Source organism: Portibacter marinus (genome assembly GCF_021533195.1).
In the GTDB taxonomy this organism is placed as follows: domain Bacteria; phylum Bacteroidota; class Bacteroidia; order Chitinophagales; family Saprospiraceae; genus Portibacter; species Portibacter marinus.
This window is the reverse complement of record NZ_JAJNKB010000006.1, coordinates 274,179-284,853: the sequence shown is the minus strand read 5'-3', so window position 1 is coordinate 284,853 and position 10,675 is coordinate 274,179. Positions and strand designations below refer to the sequence as shown.

10 protein-coding genes are annotated in these 10,675 nt (G+C 39.3%); 2 read left to right on the top strand and 8 right to left on the bottom strand.

Features of this window, described 5'->3' with window-relative positions:
* From L2567_RS15200 to atpB, 7 genes are all read right to left on the bottom strand, one after another.
* A partial coding sequence (locus tag L2567_RS15200) for an HYR-like domain-containing protein (RefSeq protein ID WP_235298656.1) occupies positions 1-1,522 on the bottom strand: 1,522 nt, incomplete at its 3' end.
* A 407-nt stretch (positions 1,523-1,929) separates the two neighbouring features.
* Positions 1,930-2,832, bottom strand: coding sequence for an ATP synthase F1 subunit gamma (gene atpG / locus L2567_RS15195; RefSeq protein ID WP_235298655.1), 903 nt, complete (start codon positions 2,830-2,832; stop codon positions 1,930-1,932).
* 90 nt (positions 2,833-2,922) lie between these two features.
* Entirely contained in the window at positions 2,923-4,506 is a 1,584-nt protein-coding gene (atpA, locus tag L2567_RS15190; RefSeq protein ID WP_235298654.1) for a F0F1 ATP synthase subunit alpha, read from the bottom strand.
* A 21-nt stretch (positions 4,507-4,527) separates the two neighbouring features.
* Complete coding sequence (gene atpH, locus L2567_RS15185; protein ID WP_235298653.1) at positions 4,528-5,088, bottom strand: ATP synthase F1 subunit delta; 561 nt, start codon at positions 5,086-5,088, stop codon at positions 4,528-4,530.
* Entirely contained in the window at positions 5,089-5,601 is a 513-nt protein-coding gene (gene atpF, locus L2567_RS15180) for a F0F1 ATP synthase subunit B (RefSeq protein WP_235298652.1), read from the bottom strand. It lies immediately after the preceding gene.
* Positions 5,602-5,794: 193 nt separating this feature from the next.
* Positions 5,795-5,998, bottom strand: coding sequence for an ATP synthase F0 subunit C (gene atpE, locus L2567_RS15175; RefSeq protein WP_235291688.1), 204 nt, complete (start codon positions 5,996-5,998; stop codon positions 5,795-5,797).
* 24 nt (positions 5,999-6,022) lie between these two features.
* Positions 6,023-7,327 carry a F0F1 ATP synthase subunit A gene (gene atpB, locus L2567_RS15170; RefSeq protein ID WP_235298651.1) on the bottom strand — a complete coding sequence of 435 codons (1,305 nt, stop codon included), beginning with the start codon at positions 7,325-7,327 and terminating at the stop codon, positions 6,023-6,025.
* A 623-nt stretch (positions 7,328-7,950) separates the two neighbouring features.
* Between atpB and L2567_RS15165 the strand changes: the two genes are divergently transcribed.
* Positions 7,951-8,640: a hypothetical protein gene (locus L2567_RS15165; RefSeq protein WP_235298650.1), complete on the top strand. Its 690-nt coding sequence runs from the start codon at positions 7,951-7,953 to the stop codon at positions 8,638-8,640.
* 194 nt (positions 8,641-8,834) lie between these two features.
* Here L2567_RS15165 and L2567_RS15160 read toward each other — a convergent pair whose 3' ends face one another.
* Positions 8,835-10,082 carry an MFS transporter gene (locus L2567_RS15160; RefSeq protein WP_235298649.1) on the bottom strand — a complete coding sequence of 416 codons (1,248 nt, stop codon included), beginning with the start codon at positions 10,080-10,082 and terminating at the stop codon, positions 8,835-8,837.
* A gap of 142 nt (positions 10,083-10,224) precedes the next feature.
* Between L2567_RS15160 and L2567_RS15155 the strand changes: the two genes are divergently transcribed.
* The gene (locus L2567_RS15155; RefSeq protein WP_235298648.1) at positions 10,225-10,659 is read left to right on the top strand and encodes a hypothetical protein; all 435 of its coding nucleotides are present in this window, start codon (positions 10,225-10,227) and stop codon (positions 10,657-10,659) included.
* The last annotated feature ends 16 nt before the right edge of the window (positions 10,660-10,675 follow it).

The following is a 10,675-nucleotide window of genomic DNA, read 5'->3' as shown; positions in this document are numbered from 1 at the left end:
TTACAAACGCCACAGTTACTGCTCCACCACAATCATCCATTTCTCCAATCACAACGCTTACATCTGGTGCTGGAATATCTGCATAACACGAAAATGGACCAATCGCAGAAATGGGATCTGCTGTTGGTGCTGTGTTATCATCAATGGTAATGTTTTGGGTAATATTTACTGAGTTTCCACATACATCAGTCAAACTATAGGTTCTGGTCACCGTGCCGCTACAACCCGGATTTGCACTATCGCTTACAAACGCCACAGTTACTGCTCCACCACAATCATCCATTTCTCCAATCACAACGCTTACATCTGGTGCTGGAATATCTGCATAACACGAAAATGGACCAATCGCAGAAATGGGATCTGCTGTTGGTGCTGTGTTGTCGTCAATGGTGATGTCTTGCGTAATATTTACTGTGTTTCCACATACATCAGTCAAACTATACGTTCTGGTCACTGTACCGCTACAACCCGGATCTGGACTATCGCTCACAAATGCAACAGCTACTACTTCTCCGCAATCATCCATTTCGCCAGTAACCACTGTTACATCCGGTGCAGGTATATCTGCATAACATGAAAATGGGCCAATCGCAGAAATGGGATCTGCAGTTGGAGCTTTGTTGTCGTCAATGGTGATATCTTGTGTGATATTTGCGGTGTTTCCACAAACGTCTGTCAAACTATACGTTCTGGACACTGTACCATTACAACCCGGATCTGCACTGTCGCTCACAAACGCTACCGTGACTATTCCACCACAATTATCGACTTCTCCTGTTACCACTGTTACATCTGGTGCTGGAATATCTGCATAACATGAAAATGGGCCAATGGCTGAAATGGGATCTGCTGTTGGTGGAGTGGTGTCATCGATCTCAATCGTTTGAATACAATCCGCTGAATTTCCACAGGGATCAAATACCGTAAAAGTTCTGGTCAGCGTAATCGGGCAATTTCCTGAAATTGCATCCACATAATGTACAGAGTCGATGCCACACATATCTGAGGCCACACCTCCTTCAGCAATAAATATAGCTTCAGTCGTTCCAGTAATTACTGTAGAATATGGCAGACTAATACTGGGGTGATTGATGACATCTGTAGCAGTGCAACCTTCTAAAGCTCTCATAGGGGGACAAGTAACAATAGTAGGATCAGTGATGTCCGTGATTGTAATCATTTGATTACAAACAGCTGTTTCTGAACAATTGGTAGTAATGGAGTAGGTCCTCGTTACAATTTCCGGGCAACTTCCTAAATTACTTGCGTCAGAACTTGCAAAAGTTGCATTATTTGGACCAGCAATACAATCCGTAAAAAATGTACCACCGGCAGTTTGAAGCTCAGCTAGATTAGCATAAGCTGGAACATCAGATATATCACATTCTGTTATGATTGGAAGCGGACAAGTCAGGGTTGCAATTGGTGCATTGATTGTACCCTTCCCGGTATAGGAATTCTTAGCGCTGGAGGTGAGCAATAGGCACATTGCAATCCACAACCAGACACTGGCTCTAGACACCAAAGAGATATACATCACAAATTAAAAGGTCAACTTCACATGCAAAGTATCATTTTTTTTCATTAAAATCATTTATAGTTTTCATTTAATTGGCTGATAGTATAATACTTAACATATTATCATTAATCAATATATGTACCAAACGTGTGCTTAGCGCTAAATAGATTGCAAAAATCTAAGTAGTAATTTTTACTTCCATCTTAATAAGTAGACAATATCCTGGGTATTATACACTAATAAGTACTGCTAAAAAGTCTGTATTGGTTTTTGAAATTAGGAACAAATGATTTTACAAAGGATTGTAGATCGATGTCTACTCTATGAAGCGATACAAAACAAAAAACCCATGAGATTTTATACTCATGGGTTTTGGTAATAGTTATTCGTATTGTGGATGATCTTCTAAGCTATCCTTCGAGAGCGGCTGCTCCTCCAACGATCTCAGAAAGCTCTTTGGTAATGGCTTCCTGTCGTGCTTTATTGTAAGAGATCTTAAGTTCTTTAACCAACTCTTCAGCATTTTCTGTTGCATTGTCCATAGCTGTCATTCGAGCTCCATGTTCGGAAGCATGTGTATCCAGCATGTATTTATGCATGCTTGTCCTAAGAATGCTTGGAATCAATTCATCCAGTAGTTCTTTTTTACCGGGCTCAAAAATATAGTCTGCTCGAGAGGAAGGTGCGATTCCTGCTTCATTCACAGGCTCAATCTTTTCTACCGGTAAAAACTGTACGCTCTCTGCAAACTGAAGCGCCGCATTTTTAAATCTGCCATAAGTGACATAGACTTTGTCGATGTCTGCCGTCTCAAATTTAGAAATCATTTCGTTGGCCAATTCAGCAACATTTTCAAATTCTAAATCTGAAAATAAATTCAAATACTCTGTATTTAGATCACAATCTGTATACCTTTTTTTGAAATAGTCATAGCCTTTCTTACCGACGAAAACCATGCTCAACTTTCCTGATGCTCTCACAGGCGCTAAATCTCCTTCGATCAGCTTTATTGTCTCTTTAATGATATTCGTGTTGAAAGCTCCACAAAGACCTCTGCTAGAAGTCACCACTACTATCACTGCTCTTTCAACAGGTCTTTCGACTCCTAAAGATGTAGAGGCATCATCTCCCAAATTAGAGATAACATTCTTCAAAATTAAATCCAATCTATCGGAATAAGGCCTTAATTCAGTAATGGCCTGCTGAGCTCTTCTCAGTTTTGCAGCGGACACCATCTTCATCGCTGAAGTGATCTGCTGTGTATTCTTAATAGATTTAATTCTATCCCGTACTTCTTTTAATGCGCCGCTCATTTATTAGTTAATGAGTTTATTAATTAATGACCTAAAAGGAAAATAAGTGAATCAAACACTTGTTAACTTATAATCCTTTTAGCTATTTCTCTACTTATATTGACTTGCTATTTCAGCAGCAATTTTTTCAGTAGTAGCGATGGCCTCATCAGTCAGCTTACCAGCTTTAAAATCTGCTAAAGCGTCAGCACCATCCTTTTCCATTGTAGTCAAAAAGACCTCTTCAAATTCCTTTATTTTATCCACAGGTACATTTCTCAACAACCCTTTGGTACCCAAGTGTATGATGGCCACTTGCTTTTCAACAGGCACAGGAGAATATTGTGGCTGCTTCAAGATCTCCACATTCCGCTTACCTTTTTCAATAACAAGCATAGTTGCCGGATCTAAGTCGGAACCAAACTTGGCAAAAGCCTCAAGCTCCCTATATTGAGCCTGATCCAATTTAAGGGTACCTGAGACCTTTTTCATCGACTTAATCTGTGCTGATCCACCTACCCTTGAAACTGAGATACCAACGTTGATCGCTGGTCTAACACCTGCATTGAATAAATTCGACTCCAAGAAAATCTGCCCATCTGTAATCGAAATCACGTTGGTAGGAATATACGCGGAAACATCCCCTGCTTGGGTTTCAATGATAGGAAGTGCAGTCAATGAACCACCACCTTTGACAATACCTGCCTCTTTCAATGAGTCAGGTAGATCATTCATACTTTGTGCAATCTCATCATTGTTAATGATCTTTGCAGCCCTTTCTAATAATCTAGAGTGAAGATAAAAAACATCACCCGGATAGGCCTCTCGTCCCGGAGGTCTTCTCAACAACAAAGAAACCTCTCTATAAGCTACTGCCTGCTTAGACAAATCATCGTAAATGATCAATGCTGGTCTACCTGTATCCCTAAAGTACTCACCAATAGATGCTCCAGTAAATGGAGCGTAGAACTGCAGTGGCGCAGGATCTGCTGCGGATGCAGATACGATTACTGTATAATCCATCGCACCATTGTCTTCAAGAACCTTAGCTACTTGTGCCACCGTTGAAGCTTTTTGACCGGAAGCAACGTAAACACAGAAAACAGGCTCACCTCTATCGTAAAATTCCTTTTGATTCAAGATGGTATCAATGGCGATGGCTGTCTTTCCTGTTTGACGATCACCGATAATCAACTCTCGCTGTCCTCTACCAATTGGAATCATTGAGTCAATAGCCTTGATTCCCGTCTGAAGGGGCTCATTAACAGGTTGTCTGTAAATAACACCTGGTGCTTTTCTTTCCAGTGGCATGGAGTATTTAGTACCTCCTATTGGTCCTTTACCATCGATAGGCTCACCTAATGCATTGACCACGCGACCCACATATTCTTCACCTACGTCAATAGAAGCAATTTTTCCGGTTCTCTTAACATTCGAACCTTCAATTATACCATCTCCACTACCTAGTAGTACCACACCTACGTTATCTTCCTCAAGGTTAAGTGCGATCGCCTGCACTCCATTGTCGAATTCTACAAGCTCACCTGCCTGTACTTTAGACAGTCCGTATACACGAGCGATTCCATCACCCACTTGTAATACGGTACCAACTTCTTCTAATTCTGCTTCAGTTTTGAATCCTGATAATTGCTGTTTCAGGATTGCTGATATTTCATCGGGTTTTACATCAACCATTTGAACACTTTTTATTTTTGATTAAAATGCTTTCACATATTCGTTCTCGGTAAACTCTTTGCGGAACTCGTTCAACTTGCGCTGAACACTCGCATCGTATAACTTATCACCGATTTTTATGATTAATCCACCTATAATGGATGGATCTACTTCTTTTTCAAATTCTATACTATCGTCTGTCACATCACTCTTGATCAATTTGGACCTTATGGCCTCTATCTCCTGGTCAGAAATTTCAGTTGCTGTGATCACTTTGACTTTGGAAATACCTTTAAGGGTATTGTACTGTCTTATAAATTCATGAGCGATCTCCGGCAAATATGACTCTCTCGCTTTTCTTAAAATGATGTCAAAAAAAGAGGTGGTCAATTGATTAAATTTACCTTTGAATATTTCGTCAAAGATACTTTGCTTCTTATCTGTGGAGACAATAGGGCTCTTTGTCAATAACAATAGATCCCTATTTTCGATCATTTCTCTAAAAGCTTGAATGTCTTTTAAAACAGCATCCAGCTCTTTACGTTCTTTTGCCAGGTCCAAAAGCGACTTTGCGTATCTCGAAGCTACTTTAATAACTGACATCTAGTTTAGTTTAATATCGTCCACTAATTGGTTCACATAACCTGTCTGAGCATTATCACTTGAAAGTTCCTTTTTTAAGACCTTTTCAGCAATTTCGATAGCCATAGCACCCACTTTATTCTTCACTTCTACAATGGCTGCATTTTTCTGGTTTTCTATCTCGACCTTGGCATTTTCGATCATTTTCTTTGCTTCCTCTCTCGCCTTATCTTTGGCCTCATTAATGATCTCAGTCTTCGTATCAGAAGCTTCCTTCAACATTTTGGTGCGTTCTGCTCTGGCCTCAGCAAGAAGCCTCTCATTCTCAAGATTAAGATTTTCCATTTCTGCTCGCGCCTTTGCCGCTTCATCAAGGGCGTCCTGAATATCCGTTTCTCTTTTCTTTAAGGCTTCTCCAATGGGTTTAAAAGCAAGTTTTCCGATTAAAAACCAAAACAAGAGAAAAATAAGCGTCGTCCAGAAAATTAATCCTAAATCCGGTTTGATTACTGAGAAGTCAACTAAATACAACATTCTATATTATACTTTAAGTTTATGTCAATTTTTTAGTGTTGATTGCCGGGCCTCTTCGTAAGTTTCGATTTCTTCACAAAGTTGGACCAGTATGTCAACAGTTATAAATGATAAAGGCAACATTGACCTAGAAAAAAAGCGGCCTGCAAGCAACCCTTACAGGTCACGCTTTATTCTTTCGATTAGTCAGAGATTATCCAAAAAATGCAAGGATAATCGCAATCAGTGCAGCACCCTCAATAAGTGCAGCCATCAAGATCATATTAGATCTGATGTCACCTACCGCTTCCGGCTGTCTTGCAATGGCTTCCATTGCTTTAGATCCGATATTTCCAATACCGATTCCTGCTCCGATTACTGCTAATCCAGCTCCTATTGCAGCTAATGTTCCAGTCATAATAACTTATTTATATATATTAAATTAATGGTGATGCTCTTCTACCGCCGCACCGATGTACGAAGTGGTTAGAATTGCAAACACAAAAGCTTGTATAAACGCAACTAATAATTCTATAGCCATCATAAACAAGGTCAATACCGTAGAGCCAATTGCTCCTCCTATTGCCCCACCAATGTTAGTTCCTACATTTCCAAATATGAAAATCAAACTCACAAATATGATCACTACAATATGACCCGCAGTTATGTTGGCAAATAGACGCAACATTAGCGTAATAGGCTTTATAAATACACCTAAAAATTCTACTGGTGTCAATATCGTTTTTACCCATGCAGGCACTCCCGGCATCCAAAAAATATGCTGCCAGTAATCCTTCTTTCCACTTAAGTTAGTCACTAAAAAGGCCAAAACAGCTAGCACTAAAGTCACTGAAAGTGAACCTGTCACATTCGCACCTCCAAGGAAAGGTACTTGACCAAATAAATTCAGCGCCAAGATGAAAAAGAATAATGACATAATAAATGGCATGTACCTGTCCGACTTATCTCCTAAAAATGGCACCAAAACTTCATCTCTGATAAACAGAAAAATGGGCTCCATAAATCCCTGAACACCATGGGGTGCCTTCCCATCTCTTTCTTTGTATTTCTTTGCGATGTGTCTGAAAACTAAAAACATCAACAATGTTACAATGATCATTGCAGTGACATTCTTAGTGATTGAAAAATCATGAAATGAAGTTAAACCACCTCCAAACATTCCACCATCTAAGGTAGACTCTGCATCAGTTCTATATTCTTTTCCGTCATAACAGACATAAGTGACTTCTTTATCCTTTCCGTCTTCAGTGGTTTCATGCTTGTGTTTCAGTCCGTCTATCTCTACTGTTCCGTCAGGGAAAGAAGGATCTGTAATTCTTCTAATCGCACCACCATCCATAATGTATCGATTGTGTGCATTGTGTCCCGTACCATGTCCTAATCTATCAAAATCAAATTTACTGGATAGAAAGAAATCAAGACCACCATCTTTAGACCAAAGAATAGCTGGAAGTGGAAGCTGTAATGGTCCTATGCTGTATACATTAGCATCTGCTATGTGGTGAAAAGCGATCTGCTGTGCGGAGAAATTTTCCGGAGTAACTTCATGATGAAAAGTACAAATATCATGATGACCTCCAGCAAAACCACCTTCTTTATGGTGATCATCCCCTTGTAGCTCTGCATCATGGTCATGACCATCGTGATCACTGTGGTCATGATCCTGACCAAAAGCAATTGTTGCTAAAAGCAGTAAAACTAAAGTAAATAAGCGTCTTATATCCATTCGTGATAAGCTTCTTAAAAATCGCTGCAAAGGTAACTTTTCTTAATGGATTTTATAAGCGCAAATGAAAAATTTTTAATTAATTGAAAATGAGCGATTAACACCCTGAAAATGAAGTGCTTGAGATGCCACAAGGAGGTTAATTAAATTCTGTTAATTCCTTCAATAAGAAAGAATAATTTACTCGTACGTTATAACTCAAATTTATATTTTTTAGCTTAAACGACTTCATCACTGACTTTACTACCTCCCCTTTCTAAAAAGACATTTTAAGCGACAATGATCGGTCACTGCGATTTTTGCACTTTAACTAGCTTAATTTATCACTCTTTACTCCTTAGTTTTTGCGCATAGATTTTGGTACCTGTTTTCTTATAATTGGAATTTAAGCTCCCAGGAACAGAAAGTAAACTACACACCCTACCTTGATTTTTGTATTGTTCCTCTAATTCTTGCTTAATTCTATATCACTATTAACGAGGATGAGGATTCACCATTGAAAATGCACATTCTCAAATGAATTGGATACTCACCCCTTTACCGAAAGGAGACACTATGATCACAGTCCAGGTTTTCTGGATTAGAAGAGAAGAAATGATTATCTTAGTGCAAAGCCATTTGTTATGAGAGCACTAATTTTATTCTTTTTCATGTCAATGTTTGTCTGGAGCCATGCTCAGATTACTCCCGGGGTCTATTTTAGTTCAAATGACGATGTAAATTATGAATTGAAATTGACCGACAACTATCTTGTTTTAAATACCTACGAATCAGAACCAGCCAGGTTTCTTCAAAGCATTGGTGGGTATTACCAATTGGAAGATGATGAAATCAAGGTAGATTTGGAGTTTAATTCAGAATATGAAAAGGACAGCATAAGACACGTTGATATACCTTATCAATATGAAGGAGGTATTCTTATTTTTAGGATGGAGCCTGAGTTGGTTTTCAATAAAATGGACGATAAAGATCAGGAACTGGATGGCGCATGGCTATTTGCTACCCGTGGACCGGATGAGGGTCAGGATCGCAGAGGAGATATGAATCCAAGAAAGACCCTCAAAATCCTAATGGATGGAAGGTTCCAATGGATTGCTTATAACGTTGATGACATGCGCTTCTTTGGCACCGGTGGTGGCGGCTATGTTTCGGAGGATGGTGAGTATGTAGAGTCCATTGAATTTTTTTCCAGGGATGATTCTCGTGTAGGCGCTCAATTGCCCTTTAACTATGAAATCAAGGGTGACGACTGGCATCACACAGGGTTGAATAGTAAGGGTGAACCCATGTATGAGATTTGGTCGAGAAGGTAAGAGTTGTAAGACCATCTTTAAATTAGTGCTTTACTGATTTCAAATTGAATTCAAAACACCAAGATTGCTGTGACTGGCAAGTATTGATGGCATTGGTTTCAGATGAATATATTTTGATCTTCAAACAAATTTGCAACTACGATTTGCCAAGAATTTGATATTTTCTAAATCCATGTTGTCTTAAAAGAAATGTTTCATCCGGCATTGATTCTTCTGAATAACATCGTAGCTACAAATCCCACTACTCCCATTAAGGCCATAAAACTGAAAACATATTGGTGACCCAATTCACCAGGATTATTATCAAGCAGCACCCCAATTAACGGACCCATGAAAATATCCGGTGTATAACCAACCAGTGAAGCCAATCCTACTGCAGTGCCAGTTAACGCCAATGGCACCGAACCCTCCTCCATAATGGCAAAGTATAAAGACCTGATAGCGTAAACACCCACAGAAGTAGTAAAAATAGAGACACCGAAAACTAAGACCAATGATGGACCTATAACGCCCGAAGCCAATACTAATGCACCCATACTCATTATTGCAAAACCTATCGCCAGCCACAAGGATGTCGCCGTGCGATCTGCTAGAAATCCAATTGTTATTCCAAGGACAGGACGAACGTAAAGTAGTAAGGTGCCTACGCCGGCTGCCTTCACTTCGTTATATAGCATCACATCCTTGGCATACAATGAAAAAATATCGGTAATTTTATATCCACAATAACCCGTCAGAATGATCACCATCAACAACCAAATCACTTTCATTTTAAGCAACTTGGGAAAATCCCTAAAAGAGACTTTCTCATGTTTTTGAACAGTAATGTTGCCCTTTGTAATTAAAAAGAAAAAAATGATGATCCCTGTCAATGCCACCACTCCAGAAAAAGTCCAAACCAAGTATTGAAATGCTTCTTTTCGATCCACAACAGACATGGATTCGAATTCTCCTATCACAAACAAGCTCAACACAAACAGTCCTAGTGATCCAAACCCAGCTGCCACTAACCCTCTTCCACCATCTAAGAATCCAAACGCCTTTCCCTGACGATCAGATCCACCCCACATCCTGGTAGCTTTAATCATTGCAGCCCAAAATAGAAAAATGGTCGTCATCCCCCAGTATCCGTAAAGCCATCTTAATCCATGGACACTTGGATAGGTGGCCAGGTATAGCCCACCTGCGGCTGTCATTAAGAGTGCAATGCCCATCAGTCTTCCTGGGTTAAATTGATCTGCTATAATACCTCCAAAAAAATACGCTACAACTGCAACGATTCCATAAACACTAAAACAAAGCCCTAGTTCCAGATTGGTAATTTCGTATAAATCCAGGAAAGTAGGTCGGAAAATTCTTTGTAAAACGAATGGAAGAATGAAAACCGCTTCTCCGGCAAGAATAAGCAGGAGAATGTGATAAAATGGTTGTTTCGTTTGCATTGAAGCAAGATAGTATTTCAACTTGTATTTGCCATCAGGCCTCGTAAATTTTTAAAACCTGTGAAATTTATTCACGATGGATATATAAGCTAAAACATAATCTGTATCTTAGAACTCATAATCAATCAAAATCATTTTAAAGATGAAAGTCAATATTTTAAGTGCTGTGCTCATCCTATTTGTTATAGGAAACCTTCATGCGATTAACCCGATTTCTATTGAAGCTCATACCTCAACTATCTTTACAGTCCAGGATTATTTGGATATGGATTATAAAGAATATAGGGAAATTACTGGCAGTAAATGGGTGCTCGGAGATCGTCTGAAACATAAGGCAACTAAGCGCTATCTTGAATATCAGTTGAAGCAGAACCGTATAGAGGCTTATGAGGACCTTAATCAGGCGGTTGGTGCCTTTGACTTTAAATGGGGAGCTTTCTTCCTGGGATTTTTTCTGAATATACTAGGCATCATTCTCGTTTTATTATTCTACGGTAGTCCACGTAAAGATGCATTAGTATCTTGGTTGATTGGATTCTTGATCGGCAGCGTAGGTATCGGAGTATTTTTACGTTAATATTTTTTCAGGTGGT